This is a genomic window from Alteromonas sp. ABH2_165 (assembly GCF_056159945.1).
The window spans coordinates 381817-401619 of record NZ_JBSWWF010000001.1 but is presented as its reverse complement, the minus strand read 5'-3'; the positions used below and the strand labels follow the sequence as shown (position 1 = coordinate 401619).

Sequence of the window (19803 nt, the reverse complement as noted above, 5' to 3'; positions counted from 1 at the left end):
GCGCATTTTACTGATACTCGTGAGGGAGTCAAACCCTTTTTTCAATAAAATGAATCGTATGCTGCCATTTTAAACAAATCGGATAAAAAGCCAACTTTTTCAGTCCGTAGACACAAAAAAGGCCGGTTAAACCGACCTTTCTATAAGTGATTATTCAGCAGTGTTGCCGGGCTGACCACCTTTTTCAGCCTGAATGCGCATGTAAATTTCTTCACGATGCACTGATACTTCTTTTGGTGCATTTACACCAATACGTACCTGATTACCCTTAACCCCTAAAACAGTCACGGTAACATCATCACCTACCATCAGGGTTTCACCTACACGACGAGTCAATATAAGCATTCGCTTGCTCCTGTCCTTTAAAAATGAACTTTCCCTTAACTTTCGTCACTCGTCGGCACGACCCGACGGTAACAGCAGTGATTCCCTGTTTCCATGTCACTTAAGAAACTCACTGTATACCTTACACACTGGATTATAGCTTATCTGACAGATATGCGTTAACTGACGCCAATGCACCTTTCAGATTCTCTGGCTGACTACCACCGGCTTGCGCCATGTCTGGTCTGCCACCGCCCTTTCCACCAACCTGTGAGGCAATAAAGTTAACCAGTTCTCCTGCTTTAACTTTGCCGGTTAGCTGTTTGGTGACGCCTACAATTAAACTGACTTTAGCACCATCAGCCATACCTAGTACTACGATGCCTTCGCCGATTCGGTTTTTAAGATCGTCCATCATTCCACGTAATGCTTTCGACTCTACGCCTTCAAGCTCGGAAATCAGCACTTTCACACCATTGATATCCTGAGCCTCGCCTAAGAGATCAGCGCCCTGTTGCGCAGCCAATTTTTGCTTCGCTGCGGTCAGTGCTTTTTCCAGATCTTTAGTTTGCGCCTGCAATGCACCGATACGGTCAATCAAGCCCGCGCTATCTGTTTTTAATAATCCAGCAGCGGTTTGTAACTGAATCTGTTGTTGTTGCACATATTCAACTGCCGCTGCGCCAGTTATCGCTTCTATGCGACGAACGCCCGAGGCAATGCCACTTTCTGAGGTGATTTTGAATAAACCAATATCACCGGTGCGCTGAACGTGAGTACCGCCACAAAGCTCTACCGAGAATGGACCCATGGTTACTACGCGCACTTTCTCGTCATACTTCTCGCCGAACAACGCCATGGCACCGGAAGCCTTCGCTTCATCCAGTTCCATCAGTTCTGTCTTCAACGAATGGTTCGCGCGAATTTCCTCGTTCACGCGGTTTTCAACCTGCAGAAGCTGTTCTGGCGTGACCGCTTCAAAATGAGAGAAGTCAAAACGCATACGAGCCGCTTCAACCAGTGAGCCTTTCTGGGTTACGTGCTCACCGAGGATTTCACGTAATGCGGCGTGCAGTAAGTGAGTAGCACTGTGGTTTTTCTTCACTGCTTCGCGTTTGGCGTTGTCAATTGCTGCCGTGACTTTTTCACCTTTCTTAATTTCACCAACCACTTTACCTTTGTGGGCAAAAGCGTTACCCATTTTCTGGGTATCAGAAACAATAAACTCGCCGCCCGCGACTTTAAGCACGCCGCTGTCGCCGGCCTGACCACCCGATTCTGCGTAAAACGGGGTTTGATCCAGTACCACAACCCCTTCCTGTCCATCGGTCAACGTGTCGGTAAACTGGTTGTCGAAGATTAGCTCAACGATGTTCGCTTCACCGTCAACATCGTTATAGCCGGTGAACGATGTTGTATGATCGATTTTCAACAAGTCGTTATAGTTCGCGCCAAAATTGCTGGCTTCTTTAGCACGGTTGCGCTGGGCTTCCATGGCTTTTTCGAAACCGGCTTCATCAATTTTAACGTCGTGTTCACGAGCCACATCGTTAGTCAGGTCTACCGGGAAACCGTAAGTATCATAAAGCTTGAATACCACTTCACCCGGAATCGTGTCACCTTCTAGTGCAGACAGCGCGTCATTCAGCATATTCATACCGCGCTCAAGGGTTTTACTGAACTGCTCTTCTTCTACCCGCAGTACTTTCTCAATAACCGGTTGTTGATCAGCCAGTTCAGGATAAAACTCGCCCATTTCCTTCACCAGTGCCGCTACCAGCTTATAGAAGAAAATGTCTTTGGCGCCCAACTGATAGCCATGACGAACCGCACGACGAATAATACGACGCAGTACATAACCACGACCTTCGTTGCTTGGCATAACGCCATCACACACTAAGAAGCCGCATGAACGAATGTGGTCCGCTACCACGCGCAAAGATTTGTTTTCCAGATCAGTTGCGCCAGTGATGTCAGCTGTCGCTTTAATGAGGTTCTGGAACAAGTCGATTTCATAGTTGCTGTGCACATTTTGAAGAATGGCAGAAATACGCTCAAGGCCCATACCGGTATCAATAGAAGGCTTCGGCAGCGGCTCCATGGTGCCATCTGCTTGCTTATTGAACTGCATGAAAACCAGGTTCCAGATTTCAATGAAGCGGTCGCCGTCTTCTTCAGGCGTGCCCGGAGGACCACCCCAAATGTGCTCGCCGTGATCGTAGAAAATCTCGGAACACGGACCACACGGGCCGGTATCACCCATGGACCAGAAGTTATCGGAGGTATTGATGCGGATAATTTTTTCTGCAGGCACACCGATCTCGTTTTCCCAGATAGCGAACGCTTCGTCATCTTCGGAATACACGGTTACCAATAGCTTTTCTTTTGGCAGACCCAGTTCAACGGTAAGAAAATTCCACGCAAAGCTGATTGCTTCTTTTTTAAAGTAATCACCAAAGCTGAAGTTACCTAACATCTCAAAGAAGGTGTGGTGGCGAGCGGTGTAGCCCACGTTTTCTAAATCGTTATGTTTACCACCTGCACGAACGCAGCGCTGAGAAGAAACTGCGCGGCTATAGCTGCGCTTTTCTGCCCCTAAGAACACGTCTTTGAACTGGTTCATACCCGCATTGGTGAACAGGAGTGTAGGATCATCTGCCGGCACCAGAGAAGAACTTGCCACTGCCTGGTGGCCGTGACTCTTAAAGTAATCGATAAACTTTTGGCGTATGTCAGCAGTTGATAATGTCATTGAAATCCAAACTTCCTACTTTTATTAACAGTGCACATCCCATCGGTGCTAGGGAAAATATCCGCGATGTACCGAAGATGCATGAAAATGGTGGGGAAAATGGCACCCGAACAGGTGCGCCGCCCGCAGGGCGCAAACATATCATGGAAAGCGCGTGGTTGTTAAGGATTCGCTGCTAATTTAGTCGGGTTTTAGTCGCCATTGACGGCATATTGGATTTGATCACGGGTAAAGCCGCGATAATTCATAAACTGCATTTGTTTTTGACGGGCTTTAAAGTCAGTTTCCCGGCCCTCTCCAAATTTCTTTATTTTTACGTTTAGCGCCAACTCAAACCAATCTACATCGGCTTCTTTCATGGCTTCCTGCACCACATAATGATCAATCTGATGTTGCGACAATTCTCGTTGTATTCTTTCAGGCCCAATCCCTTTTGACGCGCAGGCGCGAACACGCATTTCAGCATAACGACTATCGCTTTGAATATCAGCCTCGGTGAACTCCTGCAGAACCGGCAAATATGCCTCTGGGTCAAACCCCTTTTGGCTTAGCTTTGTGCGGGCTTCTACCCTACTGTGCTCTCGTCGTGCCAGCATGCGGGTAATCGCGTCAATAATGATTTTGCGGTTGGGGTCTGTCATGGTGTCGGATTATCAGATTTCTAACTAACATTGGCTTTATATTGACAGCGTGTTCTGGTGAACAGCTAACTTCGTGTCTGAGATGAAATATACCACATCCTTTGTCACATCTATTAATGCGATACCAGCACCCGCCTGGCAAGCCCTTGCATCGTCTGCCGGGCCGTTTTTGCAATATCCGTTTCTGTCAGCCATGGAAAATACGGATTGTGTGGGTGAAGGGACAGGCTGGCATCCGTATTTTTTGCTGGTACATAACGAGTCAAAACTGATTGCCGCCATGCCTGGCTATCTGAAAGCCGACAGCTACGGCGAATACGTGTTCGACCACGGTTGGGCGCATGCCTACGAGCAACATGGTTTGGATTATTATCCAAAATGGATTAGCGCTATCCCGTTTACTCCCGTTACCGGCCCAAGGTTATTGGTTGCAGACGGATACAACGCTGATGACGTGCTTCCCACTATCCACGCTTCGCTCAATACCTTGCTAAACGATGGCGTGTCATCGCTGCATATTCTGTTCAGCCCTCAGGCTGATTCTCTATCCTGGCAACAGAATGGTTTTGCCCGTCGCTATTCCGTACAGTTTCAGTGGTACAACTATGGGTACGAAACTGAAGATGATTTCACTGCTGCACTAACATCAAGAAAACGCCGTTCACTGCGAAAATCACGTCAAAAACTGGATGCAGCTGGGGTTACCATCCAGCGTATTAAAGGTGCCGAACTGACTGACGACGATATTCAGTTTTTTATTCTCTGTTACCAGCAAACTTATCTAAAGCGGTCGGGGCACAGCGGGTATCTCACCCCTGAGTTCTTCGAAGCTATTTTCCGTACTATGGCTGACCACATTCTGTTAGTGAAGGCCTCCAGGAACGGGGAGCCGGTTGCCAGCGCACTGTTTTTTTACGATGAACAGGGCCTTTATGGTCGCTATTGGGGGAGCCTGCAGGACAACGATGGGCTGCATTTCGAATCTTGTTACAATCAAGGCATTGCATTCGCCATTGAGCATGGATTACCTTTATTTAACCCGGGGACACAAGGTGAACATAAAATTTTACGCGGCTTCGAGCCAACCTTTTGTGTATCTCTTCACCATTTATTTGATAACCGTTTCCATAGTGCTGTAGAAGAATTTTTACATCAGGAAACGCCCCAAATTTCCCATTACTTCCAACAGGCGGCAACTGTGTTACCGTTTAACGAAGCAATGACAAATAAACTGAAAACAACAAGTACAGCAGCTGTCACACCCGACACTGCCATAACGACAAAGAGAAACGACAATGAAGTATAAGTTACTTGCTGCCACTATTGCTGCAGCACTCAGCCTTTCTGGTTGTAGTAAACCAGAACAGTCGACGTCTTCCGCGCCGGCAAAAGAAGCACAAACTACAGCAGAAGCCGGCAAGCCTGAATTGGGCAGTTTTGGTGTGGATTTAACCGCCATGGATACGTCAGTTAAACCCGGAGATGACTTCTTTGGATATGCCAGCGGCACTTGGTATAAAAATTACGAATTGCCGGCTGACAAAACTCGCTTTGGTGCGTTTAACGCATTACGAGACCGCAGTGAAGAACAGGTAAAAGCTATCGTTGACGACCTGATGACGAAGCAGGATCTCAATACCGAAGAGAAAATGGTTCACGACTTCTATTCTGCTTACATGGATACCGACACCATCAATGCCAAAGGGATCGAACCCATCTCTGACATTCTTGGCATGATCAGCAAAATTGGTAACCGCGATGACCTTACTCGTGTCTTTGGTCAGTCATGGTTATACGGCAGTGCCACGCCAATCTATTCTTACCTGGGTTATAACCGCCTCGATCCTAATGAGTATCAGGTGACAGTAGGTGTAGGTGGTTTGGGTCTGCCTGATCGCGATTACTACCTCAGTGATGAAGAGCGTTTCGTAAAAATTCGCGAAGCCTATGTTGCTCACGTAGAGAAGATGCTGGCCTTTGCAGGTGCTGAGAGCCCAGCAGAAGGTGCGCAGCAAATTCTTGAATTGGAAACCCGCATTGCCGATGCGCAGTGGCCCCGTGCGAAACGCCGTAACCGCGACCTCACGTTGAACCAAATTGAGCGCGCCTCACTCAGCGATGCCTATCCGGGCTTCAACTGGAATACTTTCCTGGCCCAGTCTGATCTGAAAGCACCAGAACTGAACATCAGTACCCCAGAACCGCTGAAAGATGTGATCAACATCATCAACGAAACCGACCTGGGTATTTGGAAAACCTATCTAACCTTCCATACCATTAGCAACAACTCGTCATTGCTAAGCGAAGAAATCAATAACGAATCTTTTGATTTTTACAGCCGTACGTTGAATGGTCAGCAAGAGCCTCGCCCACGTTGGAAGCGCGCTGTTGGACAACTCTCAGGAACCGAATCACTCGGCTTTGTACTGGGTAAAATATACGTTGACCGCTATTTCCCACAAAGCTCAAAAGCACAAATGTCGGAGCTAGTTGAAAACCTGCGTACCGCACTGGGCAAGCGTATCGATGGCCTGGAGTGGATGGGCGACGAAACCAAGAAAGAAGCACGCGCTAAACTGGCGGCATTCCGTCCTAAAATCGGTTACCCAGATGAGTGGGTTGACCTGAGTGGTCTTGAAATCAGTAGCGACACACTGGTACAGAATATTCGTAACTTACGTAAATTCTTCCACGAAAAAGACGTTGAGAACGAACTGAAGCCAACCGATCGTGAGCGCTGGGGCATGACGCCACAAACCGTGAATGCGTATTACAATCCTTCGTTTAACGAAATTGTATTCCCTGCAGCGATTCTGCAGCCACCGTTTTTCGACCCGAACGCTGACCCAGCGGTAAACTATGGCGCAATCGGCGGCGTTATTGGTCATGAAATGGGCCACGGTTTCGATGATCAAGGCTCAAAATCTGATGCCAACGGTATTCAGCGTAACTGGTGGACTGATGAAGATTTAACAGCGTTCACGGCAAAAGTTGAACAGCTGGGTGCCCAGTATGATGCATACGAGCCGGTAGAAGGCCAGCACGTAAATGGTCAGTTGACCATGGGTGAAAACATCGGTGACGTGGGTGGTCTGGCAATGGCTTATGAAGCTTATAAGTTAAGCCTTGATGGTAAAGAAGCCCCTGTGATCGACGGTCTGACTGGCGATCAGCGCTTCTTCCTGGCGTGGGCGCAAGTTTGGCGTGAGAAGCGGACAGAGCAAAGCTTGATTAATCAGCTGCGCACTGACCCGCATTCACCAGCTCGTTACCGTACACTGACACCACGTAACATGGATGCATGGTACGAAGCCTTCGACGTGAAACCTGGCGATGCACTGTATCTTGCACCGGAAGATCGGGTACAAATCTGGTAAAAAGAACAAATAAAAAGGGCTTCCGTTTGGAAGCCCTTTTTTTATGATTATTCGTTATTTAGCTGGGATGAAATTTGCGGCAGCACCCGGACTGCCGTTATCCTTTCCCGGCTCATTCACCAATGCCATCGCCTTAGCTAGCGCCGCTTTGCGGTCTGGCGTTACAACCACACCACTCTGGTGCGCGTTGATGTTTTCAAGCACGGTCTGTACCGCCGCTGCTGCGCCACACATAATCACGTGACGGCCTGCAGCCTTCGCATCAGATGTGATAGTTTCCACCGCCATTGCAGCAGAGACATCCATGGAAGGCACACGGCTGAAGTCCAGAATAAGCGCCCGTGAACCATTTTTTACTTTCTCACGAACGTGATGGCCTAAGTCAGCGGCAGCACCAAAGCTCAACGGACCACCAAAGCTGAAAATACGTACCTTGTTACCTGCCTGTTTAAGCAGCGCGTCTTCTTCAGGATCGGTTGATGTTTCTGGCAGATTATTCACCTCATCAAGCTGAAGTTGCGCAATTTGCTTAACATAGGCTAATGCAGCTAATACTACACCTACGCCCACAGCAGTAATCAGGTCTACAAATACCGTCAGCCCCAGTACCAGCAACATAAGTACGAAGTCCCAACGCGGCCCAGTGTGCGCGCGCTTCAGGTAACTCCAGTCAATGATATCCAGGCCAACTTTCACCAGAATACCGGCCAATACGGCATGAGGAATTTGCGCGGCTAATGGGCCAAGGCCCAATACTATCGCTAACAGTACCAGTGCATGAACCATACCCGACAAGCGCTCTTTACCGCCGCTTCGGATATTCACCACCGTACGCATTGTCGCGCCAGCACCCGCAATTCCACCAATCAGACCAGCAATCGTGTTACCAACACCCTGGCCGATAAGTTCTTTGTTGCTGTCGTGACGAGTACGGGTCATGTTATCCGCCACAAGAGACGTTAATAGCGAATCAATTGCGCCCAGAATAGCGAGAATGAAGGCAGCTTCCAGCACCAGAAGTAATTTTGACTGGTCGAATACCGGCATGTGCAGCTCTGGTAGACCTGTTGGAATATCGCCAAGAATTGGCGTTTCAAGACCTAAGCTCACCAGTGTACCAATGATCAGTGCTGCGAGCGCACCCGGTACCACTTTGCCCAATTTGGGCGGCCACTTATAGGCAATAATCAATGTTCCTAACCCAAGACCAAGGGTGACGAAATCGATGTCAGAAAGCGCCGTAGGAAGGTATTTAAGCGCACCAATAGTGCCTCCCGGCGGCTCATGCCCCATCAATCTGCCAAGTTGCAGAATAATGATGATGGCACCAATACCAGACATAAAACCGGAGATTACTGGATAAGGCACCAGTCGGATATACTGACCGACACCGGTAAAGCCCATAATAATCTGTAGCAGACCGGCGAGCATCACCACCGTAAAAATCAAGCCTAGGTCACCCGAAAGCGTGGCAAACAAGCCTGCAAGAACGACCACCATAGGACCTGTTGGTCCTGAAATCTGCGACGGCGTACCACCTAATAATGCAGCAAAAAAACCAACCGCAATAGCGCCGTAAAGTCCTGCCATTGGGCCGACACCTGATGCCACACCAAGTGCGAGAGCTAGCGGCAGCGCAACAATACCGGCTGTGAGACCGCCGGTTAAATCGCCTTTTACATTAGAAAGTAAGTTTTTCATCTGACTCGCCTCCTACTTTTTCTCGCCAAAGGGTTTTCCACCATATACATCCTGAAGCAGTTTGAATGCTTCCGCTTTCTCGTCGTAGCAAAGCACGTCACCAGACTCGATGTCGTAAACCCAACCATGCAATTGAACTTGCTTAGTGGCAAGTTTCGCTGCAACGGCAGGATGGGTGCGAATATGCTGCATTTGCTGCAATACATTCTCTTTGGTGACTTCATCGAGATAATCAGTTGATAAATTGCCGTGCTTTTCCTTCACCACTTCGGTGGCGCAACGGCAGTGACCAAGCCATTCTTTGACGTGAGGTAATGCATCGAGTGAATCAGGGGCAAGTGCACCTTTCATCGCGCCGCAGTCAGAGTGACCACAAATGATGATGTGGCTTACACCTAAAGCCGCAACGGCAAATTCAATAGAAGCGGTCATACCGCCGGTATGGGTGGTATGCGGAGGAACAATATTGCCAGCATTACGGCAGATGAAGAGATCACCCGGGCCGGTCTGAGTCACGAGGTTGGGATCGATTCTCGAATCAGCGCAGGTGATAAAAAGGACTTCGGGATTTTGGCCATTAGCCAATTTTTCGAAGGTTGCTTTATTTTTGGGGAATACCTCTTTCTGAAACTTTGCGACACCAGAGATCACGTGGTCCATAAAATTTACCTCAAATTAACATGGTATTATCATTATTCTATTAAAAGAATTTTTAACTGATAGCTTTATAGAAAAACACTACTACTCGCGATAGTTTTTTTCTATCAAAGGTACTCATTTAAACGAGGTGATGAGTGACTACACTGTCAGTAAAACAATAAACCAATTTTTTGAGATAAACAAAAAGGGCCTAAATCGGCCCTTTAACTGTAGGACTAAATAACAGAAAGCGTCTTACAACATTCCATTATTGCTGAAACTGTATAGTTTCAACTTTAATGTTTTTACTACCGGCTTGGTCGAGGTAATCTTTAACCAATTCCTTTACATCGAAAGCCACTGACTTACTCTTTGAGAAATCCAGAACGACTTTGGAATCTTTGGGAATAGAGTTTAGTTTCTTCAAAATGCTAGGTTTGTTAAAGAAAGAAACTTCCTCAGCCATAACAATGTGATGCGTTCTCGCACCGCCTTCTTCGTTCACGGTTTCAGTGAACTGGTATGAATTGCGGTAGCTGTGTTTCAGTGTGAAGAAAACGCTCATTGCAAGGCCTGTTACCACACCTGTTAGAAGGTCAGTAAATACCATTACCAGGATAGTGGTAACGAAGGGTAAGAACTGTTCCCAACCCGTTTTGTACATCACTTTAAACATGGCAGGCTTAGCCAGCTTGTAACCAACAGTAATAAGAATGGCAGCTAACGATGCCAACGGGATCTGGTTCAGCATAGTGGCTGCTGCAAATACCGCGATTAACAGAAAAACACCGTGCAGAATGGCTGACATTTTGGTTTTACCACCAAAGGCAATATTCGCAGAACTACGAACAATTACCTGAGTAATAGGTAATCCGCCTACCAGACCAGAAACGATGTTACCAATACCTTGCGCTTTCAGCTCACGGTTGGTTGGTGTTGTATTCTTCTGCGGATCAAGTTTATCGGTAGCTTCAACACAAAGCAGTGTTTCAATACTGGCAACCGCTGCCATCACGAGTGCGATGGTAAACACATCAATGTTCAGCATTTCCGAAAATGCAGGGAATGCCATCTCATTTTTAAATGCCTCGAAGCTGTCGATAACCGGCAGACTTACCAGCTGATCGGCCTGTAACGGCATACCGGCTTGCGCAAGCACGATTGACGCAACAATACCCAGCAGAACCACCACAATGGGGCCCTGAATGAGCTGGAAAATTTTGTGCGCTTTGGTGAGGTACTTGTCCCAAATAACCAGCAAGGCTAGAGAAACCACCGAAATCGCAACCGCAGCTGGTGACATAAGAGACACCGCGTGCTCGATTGCAGAGAAGGTATTTTCTCCATTTACCTGGTTAAAAGCTTCTTCTCCCAGAAAATCGGAATGCCATCCAAATAGGTAAGGTAACTGTTTCAGAATGATCAGAATACCGATACCTGCCAGCATGCCGGTTATGACCGACGTGGGGAAGAAGTAGGCAACAAAACCAGCGCGCATAAATCCAAGAATTAACTGGAATACACCGGCAAGTACCACGGCAACCAGAAATAATTCCCAGCTCCCAAGTGTACCAATGGCATCAAAAACGATTACCGCTAATCCTGCTGCTGGTCCGCTTACACCAAGGCGAGAACCACTCATCAGGCCAACAATAACACCACCGATGATGCCGGCGATAACGCCGGAAAACAACGGTGCGCCAGAAGCCAGAGCGATACCCAAACAAAGTGGTAACGCGACAAAAAATACAACGATACTGGCAGGTAAATCGTTCTTTATTTCACTAAACGATAAATCAAGTTTCATAGGCTATTTCCTTACGCGCCTACCACTAAAGTGCGCTCAGCATAGGCCTGTTCCATTTCTTTGAAACTCTCTGTTTCAGGGTCGTAGCAATGGACCATGCCGGTTTCAATGTCATATACCCAACCGTGTAGCTGAACGGCTTTGGTCGCCAGTTTAGCGGCTACTGCTGGGTGGGTTTTTAGGTGTTGCATTTGCTGCAATACGTTCTCTTTAGTCACTTCAGCTAAGCTATCAGCATTAAGTTCACCACCATGCTTTTCCTTAACGACTTCAGTGGCGCAACGGCAGTGACCTAACCACTCTTTAACATGTGGCAAGCTATCCAATTTTTCAGGATTTAGTGCACCTTTCATTGCACCACAATCGGTATGGCCACATACTACGATGTGGGTAACGCCTAGTGCTGCAACGGCAAACTCGATTGACGCAGTCATACCACCGGTTTGGTTACTGTGAGGAGGTACAATGTTGCCAGCGTTGCGACAGATGAAAAGCTCGCCTGGATCTGTTTGCGTTACCAGATTCGGGTCGATGCGGGAGTCTGCACAAGTAATGAACAATACTTCAGGATTCTGGCCGGTTGCCAGCTTTTTGAAGGTTTCTTTCTTTTCAGGATAAACGTCGCGCTGAAACTTAGCTACGCCAGAAATTACGTGATCCATTTATTACTCCTAGGTACACGGATAAACTTTAGTTTAAATCTATACTGACAAGATTGACTGATAGCTTTATAGATGTATAGAGTATATCGCGATAGCAAAAAGCTATCACACAACAAAATAATACGTTTAACAGACAGATGGTCCCTATGTTTTTTAACGGTAAAGCGCCTTCGCTTAATCAAATTCGCTACTTTGTTACCGTAGCTAAACACCTTAACTTTCGCCGTGCTGCGCAAATTTTAGGTATCAGTCAACCTACCCTTACCAGCCAGATAAGCACACTGGAAACGAACTTGGGTTTGGTGCTGTTCGAACGTTCTCGCTCAGGCACTTTGCTTTCCGCTCAGGGCAAGGCCTTACTTGAATATGCCGATGCGGTTTTACAATCGACTATGCAGTTTGGTGAAATGGCACAGTCGCTATCGCAAGGTGACTCAACCACATACCGTTTAGGCATTCCGCCCACGCTGGGGCCGTATCTGCTACCACACATATTGCCAGATATTCACCGCTTACGACCGGGACTTAAGTTCTATGTACGCGAAGCTGCGCCGAAACAACTGTTACAAGGCCTACTGGCGGGTGAATTCGACATCACGCTTTCGCCGATGTCGAACCGCGATTCACAAATTCAAACACAACCGCTGTTCATTGAGCCTCTGAAATTCGTTCTACCCGCCGACCATCCTATGTCGGGACGGGACTTCATCGAGCCGGAAGAGATACGAGGACAGAAAATCCTGGCGCTGGAAGACCGCCATCACTTTCACTATCAGGTACAGGAAATTTGTGCTCAGTTGGGAGCTAACGTTGATCGCGATTACGAAGGTACGAGTCTGGATACGTTGCGGCAAATGGTAGTAATGGGCATGGGCATGGCGTTTTTGCCTGGTCTTTATGTTCATTCAGAGCTGCACAACCCAGAAGCGTTGCATGTATGCGAACTGGCTGACATGCCGATTGTACGGCAACACATGTTAGCTTGGCGAAACACCTCACCAGCACGTGCTACCTTTCGCGACCTGGCAAGTTTAATGCGCAATGTGATCAGTGACCGCTTGCAAACTGCGGTTTCGGTGTCGGAATTGACACCTTAACGCATCTAGCCGTTTCTTCAACTGAATCGATACTGTGTAGACAGATAAACCATGAGTAGAAATGCTATATTTCGAGTAAATCATGAACTCTGCTCACGGAACAACCATGCTTGATCGCCAGCATTTGAAAATTATTGCCGCCATTAATGAATTTGGCACTCTCACTGAAGCGGCAGACAACATGCATTTGACCCAGTCCGCACTGAGTCACAGCATGAAGAAGCTAGAGCAGCAAGCTGGCATCGCGTTTTGGGAAAAAGATGGCCGACGTTTACGGCTTACCGATGCAGGCAATGCCGTGCTGAATCTTGCGCAGCGATTACTCCCTCAATTTGCTCATACCGAAGAACAACTCGCCCAGATAGCTCAGGGTAAACAGGGCATTTTGCGTATTGGTATGGAGTGTCACCCTTGTTATCAATGGTTGTTAAAAGTGGTGAAGCCGTTTTTATCAGACTACCCAGACGTAGATGTAGACGTGCGTCAAAAATTTACCTTCGGCGGGCTACAGGCACTGCATGGTTACGATATCGATCTGTTGTTGACGCCAGATCCGCTGCACCTCCCCTCTATTCAATACGAAGCGGTTTTTGATTACGAGCAGGTACTCGTTGTATCTCGCGAACACCCGCTGGCAGAGGAATCGATGGTTGAAGCACAAGCATTGGCCGACGAGACGCTACTGACTTACCCGGTTGAACCTTCCAGACTGGATGTGTTCTCTCACTTCCTCACGCCAGCTAGCTGTACAGTTAAAAAACATAAAACTATCGAAACCACTGAAATCATGCTGCAAATGATCAGTGCTGGCCGTGGTGTGGGCGCATTACCCAAATGGCTTGCTGAGGAGCAAGCGGAAGCGCTGCAACTGACCACAGTGCGTTTAGGTAAAAACGGCATACAAAAATCGTTGAACCTGGGCTATCGAAAGTCGGATGCCAACGCACCATTCATCAAAGCGTTTATCGCGTTGGCCAGATCCATCGGCCAGCCCTAACCTCAATAGCGATACGCTTTCAGCACAAGTACCACGCACAAGACAAATTTTGTTTAACGCTAAAGACGCTAGCTTAAAGCAGGTAACCGGCTGTTCTTGCAAAGAATAAGCTGGCAATTTCGCTGTTTCAGTGATTCAGCGAATCTTTGTTGGTAAACAGCAAAGTCTGCGCCACAGGCACAAAACACCGCTTTCACCTGATGTTTCTCTACCAGTGAAAGCAATTCGCTGGAATAACGCAATTCGGTTTCTAGAATAAAGGTGCGGTGATGCCAGGGTTCTTCGTTCATAAAGAATGACAGGTGTAACGAGGATTCAGCCTGAATACAGCTGCCGAGCTGATACGATGGGTAATCGGTACCTACAACGATAACGTTTGCAGGTGCGGGGCGGAACTTTTGAAAAAAGCGTTTTATCAACCTGCTCACCACTTCATTGTGATAACTGTCAGTCTACCGTTTTTTCCATTGCAACAGTAAGTTGTTAGCGGGCATGGTGTAAACTTCTACCAATGTGAGCGCCGGCGCCCAGGCTTCGAGTTCTTGAATGTCCCGGTAGCCTCCGCAGCCTCTTTCTATCAGGCTTAGGTGGAACTCACGGTTGCTGTGGCTGCTAAACTCGCCGTCATCGGTAAACGGGCCATACTGGCAAAATACACCACCCTGAGGCAATTTTTCCGACAGCGTCTGCATCATTTCAGCAATTTCCGCCTTCTGCATGATATGCGCAGTATTGGCAGAATAAACCGCATCATACTCAGCAAATGGTAGCTCGCCCTGTCCTACCGTGAGAGACAACGGCGATAGCAGATTTTCTGACGGATAAGCAGACAACCATAATTTAATGCCTTCGTGATAAGCCGGCCGATCGCTGGTTTGCCATATCAGATGTGGAAGATTCGGTGCAAAGTGCACCGCATGCTGTCCAGTGCCGCTGCCAATTTCCAGCACGCGTTTACGGTCTGCAAACGCGTCTTTTAGTATTGCTAAAATTGGCCCTTTGTTGTTTTCACAGGCCTGGGAAAATGGCAGTTGGCCGGTCATCTGTTTAGCATCCGTTTATCATCAAGCGATCAGTCATCAAGGTTAGGAGCCAGCCATTTCTCGGCTTCTTCCATTGTCCAGCCTTTGCGGGCGGCATAATCTTCCAGCTGGTCGCGTTGGATTTTTGCCACTGCAAAATAGCGGGATTCAGGATGAGAGAAATACCACCCTGATACTGCCGCCCCCGGCCACATGGCGTAGCTTTCAGTGAGGCGCATGGTGGTATGTTTCTCGGCGTCCAGCAGATCCCAGATTAGTTGCTTTTCAGTGTGTTCAGGACACGCCGCATAACCCGGTGCAGGGCGAATACCTTGGTATTTCTCGCGAATAAGGGCGTCGTTATCCAAGTTTTCATCTGGCACAAAGCCCCAGTATTCTTTTCGAACCTGTTCATGCAGATATTCAGCGAAGGCTTCTGCCAGACGATCGGCAACGGCTTTCACCATAATTGCGTTATAGTCGTCACCGGCTTGGTTATACGATTCGGCCAGTTCGTCTTCACCGATACCACCGGTCACCGCAAAGGCGCCCATGTAATCGGCAATACCGCTGTCTTTTGCTGCAACGAAATCTGACAAACAATAGTTCGCAAATTTGTCTTTCAGGGTTTGCTGGCGCAGATGGTGGGACACACCCAGCACGCTTTCACGGCTTTCATCGGTATAAATTTCAACGTCGTCACCTACCCGGTTTGCCGGGAACAGACCCAGCACACCTTTGGCCTGCAAACTGCCATCAGCAATGATCTTATCTAGCATCTTGTTGGCGTCGGCATACAGTTCTTTTGCCTGTTCGCCCACCACTTCATCATCAAGAATGCGGGGAAACTTGCCGGCCAGTGACCACGTCAGGAAAAACGGTGTCCAGTCGATATAGTCACGCAAGGTTTCAAGCTTAACAGTAACCGGCGTAACACCGAGCTTGTTGGGCTTCACAGGCTGCGCAGAGAAATCTGGCTGATATGCATTTGCACGCGCTTCTTCTAACGTTACCGGACGGCTGCGGGGCTGTTTACGGGCATGCTGTGCACGTACCTTGTCGTATTCGTCAGTCAATTCCTGCTCGAACTTTTTACGAGACTCTGGATTAATCAGTTTCTGACACACACCCACTGCCCGACTGGCGTTCGGTACATAAGCAACCGGGCCATGATAGTTTTGTTCAATCTTCACCGCGGTATGTGCTTTAGAGGTGGTAGCACCACCAATTAGTAGCGGTAAATCCAGGCCCAGGCGCTCCATTTCCTTCGCCACATAGACCATTTCATCCAGTGACGGCGTGATAAGACCCGACAGACCAATCATGTCTACCTTTTCGTCTTTCGCCACCTGCAAAATGGTAGCGCAAGGCACCATCACGCCCAAGTCTACGACTTCAAAGTTATTACACTGCAGCACCACGCCAACGATATTTTTACCAATATCGTGCACGTCGCCCTTCACGGTAGCCATGAGGATCTTACCGTTACTCTTCGATTCGCCGTCTTTCTCGGCTTCGATGTATGGCTGCAAATGTGCGACGGCTTTTTTCATTACCCGGGCAGATTTCACCACCTGAGGCAGGAACATTTTACCTTCACCGAACAAGTCACCTACCACGTTCATGCCGTCCATCAACGGCCCTTCAATAACGTGCAGCGGACGTTCAGCGGCCAGGCGGGCTTCTTCGGTATCTTCAATAATGTAATCGGTGATGCCTTTTACCAGCGCGTGTTCAAGACGCTTATTCACCGACTGCTCACGCCAGGTGAGATCTTCCACCGCCGCCGCTCTACCATCGCCCTGATATTTCGGCGCAATGTCCAGCAGACGCTCGGTGCCGTCTTCACGACGGTTCAGAATCACATCTTCTACAGCTTCGCGAAGCTCGTCAGGTATCTGGTCGTACACTTCCAGCTGACCGGCATTGACAATGCCCATGTCCATACCCGCGCGAATCGCGTGATACAGAAATACCGAGTGCATGGCTTCACGCACCGGATTGTTACCCCGGAAAGAGAACGAGATATTCGACAGGCCACCGCTGATGTGGGCATGCGGACAGGTCTCGCGGATGATGCGGGTTGCTTCGATGAAGTCCACCGCGTAGTTATTGTGTTCTTCAATACCGGTAGCAACTGCAAAAATATTCGGATCGAAAATGATATCTTCCGGCGGGAAGCCCACCTCTTCCGTAAGGATTTTGTAGCTGCGCTGACAGATTTCCACTTTACGCTGCTTGGTATCCGCCTGACCGGTTTCGTCAAAGGCCATAACCACGGTAGCGGCACCGTATCTTTTAATCAGTTTCGCATGATGCAGAAACTGCTCCTTTCCTTCTTTCAGGCTGATGGAGTTAACGATGGCTTTACCCTGTACACATTTCAGGCCTGTTTCGATGACTTCCCACTTGGAAGAGTCGATCATGATAGGCACTTTGCAGATATCCGGCTCAGACGCAATCAGATTCAGGAAGGTACGCATGGCCTCCACCGAATCCAACATGGCTTCGTCCATGTTGATATCGATGATTTGTGCGCCGTTCTCCACCTGCTGGCGGGCAACATCCAGCGCTTTTTCATACTCTGCATTCAGAATAAGGCGCTTGAAAATAGCGGAACCGGTGACGTTGGTCCGTTCACCAACGTTGATAAATGTTGAAAACTCTGCTGTCACAATAACACCTTAGTGAACAAAAGGTTCGAGGCCGGAAAGGCGCATTTTAGGTTCGAAGTGCGGCACTTTTCGTGGTGCAACGCCTTCAACGGCTTCCGCCATGGCGCGAATATGCTCCGGGGTGCTGCCACAGCAGCCACCGACAATATTCACCAGGCCAGACTGCGCCCATTCTTCAATGTGCTTCGCCATTTCCTCAGCGCCGAGATCGTATTCACCAAACTCGTTAGGCAGACCGGCGTTCGGGTGCGCTGATACTAAACACTCTGCAATATTGCTGATTTCATCCACATACTGACGTAGCAAATCAGGGCCAAGGGCACAATTGAGCCCCATGGACAGCGGCGTTACATGACGCATGGAATAATAAAACGCTTCAGCCGTCTGGCCAGACAGGGTACGACCCGAGGCATCGGTAATAGTACCAGACACCATTACCGGTACGCGGCTGCCGCGCTTATCGAAAACAGATTCAACGGCAAATACGGCGGCCTTGGCATTCAAGGTATCGAAGATGGTTTCAATCAAGATGATATCCGCACCGCCATCCAGCAACGCTTCTGTCGATTCAATGTAGGCTTCCACCAGCTCATCAAAGGTTACGTTGCGTTTGCCCGGATCGTTTACGTCAGGCGAAATCGAGGCTGTGCGGTTTGTGGGCCCTAACACACCGGCCACATAACGCGGCTTGTCTGGGGTTTTCGCGGTAAATTCATCGCAGGCTTTGCGGGCCAGTTTCGCCGCGGCAATATTGATGTCTTTTGACTGCGCTTCCATGTCGTAATCGGCCATGGCGATGGTGGTGGCGTTAAAGGTATTGGTTTCAATGATATCCGCCCCTGCCTCAAGATAAGCACAGTGAATATCGTAAATGATCTTGGGCTGTGTAATGGCCAGCAAGTCATTATTGCCCTTCACATCGCAGTGCCAGTCGGCGAATTCCTTGCCGCGATAATCTTCTTCTTCCAGCTTGTGTTCCTGGATCATGGTGCCCATGGCGCCATCCAGGATAAGAATGCGTTTTGCTGCCGCGTCCAGCAGAGCGTGTTGTTTGTCTGAACTCACGGGTTACCTCTTCGGCTGGGCTTTTTCTGCCAGCTGGTTCAAATCGTACGGGGTAGTCTGGTAAACATAATAGTTCAGCCAGTTATTAAACATGAGACTACCATGAGACCGCCAACGGACTAAAGGCGCTTTTGTCGGATCGTCGTCGGTAAAATAATTTGCCGGAATGGCAGGATGCAAATCTGCCTGTAAGTCGCGATAGTATTCATCGTGCAGCGTTTCCGGATCGTATTCCGGGTGGCCTGTTACGAACACCATCCGCTTATCATCAGACACCACGGTGTAGGCACCTGCTTCAGGGGATTCGGTGATTACGTGCAAACCTTTCACGCTATTGTAGACATCTGAATCGATATAGCCAAACCGGGAATGTGGCGCATAAAAGTACGGGTCGAAACCGCGCAGCAATTCATTGTACGGGTCTAGTACCTTATGCTCGAATACACCAGATAACTTATTATCACGAAGCGCTCGCTGTACACCATAAAAGTGGTACATAGCCGCATGTGCTGCCCAGCAAAGATACATGGTGGACTGCACGTTGCGTTGTGCCCACTCCAGAATATCTTTCATGTTGTCCCAGTATTTCACATCTTCGTAGGGCAAATGCGCCAACGGTGCGCCAGTCACGATCAGACCATCGTACTTCTTACTTTCGATTTCTGAGAAGTCGTGATAAAAGGCGTCCATGTGCGCCTGGGGTGTATGTTTGGGTGCCAGATTATCGACACGAATAAGGTTAACGTTCACCTGCAGTGGCGTGTTAGAAAGCAACCTGAGGATTTGAACTTCTGTCTCAATTTTATTCGGCATCAGGTTCAGGATCCCTACTTCCATAGGGCGAATATCCTGAGTGGCGGCTCGGTTGCTGTCCATAGTGAAAATATTTTCACCGGATAACACGTCCTGCGCGGGAAGTTGACCTGGGATACAGATAGGCATGGATGCTCCAATGATTGACAGAATATGCCGCTATTGTGGCTGAATCACTTGCGATGTCAACATCTTTACGGCTGGACGTCTAAACGGCTTAAGTTTTACCTT

At 48.5% G+C, this 19803-nt stretch carries 17 protein-coding genes; 5 read left to right on the top strand and 12 right to left on the bottom strand.

Translation table 11 applies throughout. The features are described 5' to 3' along the window. Window positions 1-150: 150 nt before the first annotated feature. Entirely contained in the window at window positions 151-345 is a 195-nt protein-coding gene (csrA, locus tag ACXAFQ_RS01725; RefSeq protein ID WP_070126998.1) for a carbon storage regulator CsrA, read from the bottom strand. Between the two features lie 133 nt (window positions 346-478). Continuing rightward, complete coding sequence (gene alaS / locus ACXAFQ_RS01720) at window positions 479-3076, bottom strand: alanine--tRNA ligase (protein WP_474817870.1); 2598 nt, start codon at window positions 3074-3076, stop codon at window positions 479-481. Between alaS and ACXAFQ_RS01715 the strand changes: the two genes are divergently transcribed. Further along, window positions 3070-3255, top strand: a complete 186-nt coding sequence (locus tag ACXAFQ_RS01715) for a hypothetical protein (RefSeq protein WP_474817869.1) — start codon at window positions 3070-3072, stop codon at window positions 3253-3255. The two genes, alaS and ACXAFQ_RS01715, sit on opposite strands and share 7 nt — an antisense overlap. A gap of 12 nt (window positions 3256-3267) precedes the next feature. On the opposite strand, the gene ACXAFQ_RS01710 is transcribed toward ACXAFQ_RS01715, so the two are convergent. After that, entirely contained in the window at window positions 3268-3717 is a 450-nt protein-coding gene (locus ACXAFQ_RS01710) for a regulatory protein RecX (protein ID WP_474817868.1), read from the bottom strand. Between the two features lie 82 nt (window positions 3718-3799). On the opposite strand from ACXAFQ_RS01710, the gene ACXAFQ_RS01705 reads away from it, so the two are divergent. Together ACXAFQ_RS01705 and ACXAFQ_RS01700 are read left to right on the top strand one after the other, a co-directional pair. Continuing rightward, window positions 3800-5023: a GNAT family N-acetyltransferase gene (locus tag ACXAFQ_RS01705; protein ID WP_474818396.1), complete on the top strand. Its 1224-nt coding sequence runs from the start codon at window positions 3800-3802 to the stop codon at window positions 5021-5023. Next, the gene (locus ACXAFQ_RS01700; protein WP_474817867.1) at window positions 5013-7094 is read left to right on the top strand and encodes a M13 family metallopeptidase; all 2082 of its coding nucleotides are present in this window, start codon (window positions 5013-5015) and stop codon (window positions 7092-7094) included. The genes ACXAFQ_RS01705 and ACXAFQ_RS01700 overlap by 11 nt, the downstream gene beginning before the upstream one ends. Before the next feature lie 54 nt (window positions 7095-7148). Here ACXAFQ_RS01700 and ACXAFQ_RS01695 read toward each other — a convergent pair whose 3' ends face one another. The 4 genes from ACXAFQ_RS01695 to ACXAFQ_RS01680 all read right to left on the bottom strand — a co-directional run bounded on the left by ACXAFQ_RS01695 (window position 7149) and on the right by ACXAFQ_RS01680 (window position 11903). After that, a complete protein-coding gene (locus ACXAFQ_RS01695) occupies window positions 7149-8795 on the bottom strand; it encodes a SulP family inorganic anion transporter (protein ID WP_474817865.1) in 1647 nt (548 codons plus the stop codon). Window positions 8796-8807: 12 nt separating this feature from the next. Then, complete coding sequence (locus tag ACXAFQ_RS01690) at window positions 8808-9455, bottom strand: carbonic anhydrase (RefSeq protein ID WP_474817864.1); 648 nt, start codon at window positions 9453-9455, stop codon at window positions 8808-8810. Between the two features lie 247 nt (window positions 9456-9702). After that, complete coding sequence (locus ACXAFQ_RS01685; protein WP_474817863.1) at window positions 9703-11241, bottom strand: SulP family inorganic anion transporter; 1539 nt, start codon at window positions 11239-11241, stop codon at window positions 9703-9705. An 11-nt stretch (window positions 11242-11252) separates the two neighbouring features. Continuing rightward, on the bottom strand, window positions 11253-11903 hold the full coding sequence (locus ACXAFQ_RS01680; RefSeq protein WP_474817862.1) for a carbonic anhydrase: 651 nt from the start codon (window positions 11901-11903) through the stop codon (window positions 11253-11255). 146 nt (window positions 11904-12049) lie between these two features. Here ACXAFQ_RS01680 and ACXAFQ_RS01675 point away from each other — a divergent pair, with 146 nt between their 5' ends. Both ACXAFQ_RS01675 and ACXAFQ_RS01670 read left to right on the top strand, forming a co-directional pair. Beyond that, window positions 12050-13000 carry a hydrogen peroxide-inducible genes activator gene (locus ACXAFQ_RS01675; RefSeq protein WP_474817860.1) on the top strand — a complete coding sequence of 317 codons (951 nt, stop codon included), beginning with the start codon at window positions 12050-12052 and terminating at the stop codon, window positions 12998-13000. 106 nt (window positions 13001-13106) lie between these two features. After that, window positions 13107-13997, top strand: coding sequence for a LysR family transcriptional regulator (locus ACXAFQ_RS01670; protein ID WP_474817858.1), 891 nt, complete (start codon window positions 13107-13109; stop codon window positions 13995-13997). A gap of 68 nt (window positions 13998-14065) precedes the next feature. Here ACXAFQ_RS01670 and ACXAFQ_RS01665 read toward each other — a convergent pair whose 3' ends face one another. From ACXAFQ_RS01665 to metA, 5 genes are read right to left on the bottom strand one after another with little or no spacing between them, the layout of a single operon-like run. Further along, window positions 14066-14416, bottom strand: coding sequence for a hypothetical protein (locus ACXAFQ_RS01665; protein ID WP_474817857.1), 351 nt, complete (start codon window positions 14414-14416; stop codon window positions 14066-14068). Window positions 14417-14449: 33 nt separating this feature from the next. Further along, window positions 14450-15040, bottom strand: coding sequence for a DUF938 domain-containing protein (locus tag ACXAFQ_RS01660; protein ID WP_474817856.1), 591 nt, complete (start codon window positions 15038-15040; stop codon window positions 14450-14452). 29 nt (window positions 15041-15069) lie between these two features. After that, window positions 15070-17694 (bottom strand): methionine synthase, encoded by a 2625-nt coding sequence (gene metH / locus ACXAFQ_RS01655; RefSeq protein WP_474817855.1) that lies wholly within the window; start codon window positions 17692-17694, stop codon window positions 15070-15072. Between the two features lie 9 nt (window positions 17695-17703). After that, entirely contained in the window at window positions 17704-18759 is a 1056-nt protein-coding gene (locus tag ACXAFQ_RS01650; protein WP_474817854.1) for a homocysteine S-methyltransferase family protein, read from the bottom strand. 3 nt (window positions 18760-18762) lie between these two features. Next, complete coding sequence (gene metA / locus ACXAFQ_RS01645) at window positions 18763-19701, bottom strand: homoserine O-succinyltransferase MetA (protein WP_474817853.1); 939 nt, start codon at window positions 19699-19701, stop codon at window positions 18763-18765. Between the last annotated feature and the right edge of the window lie 102 nt (window positions 19702-19803).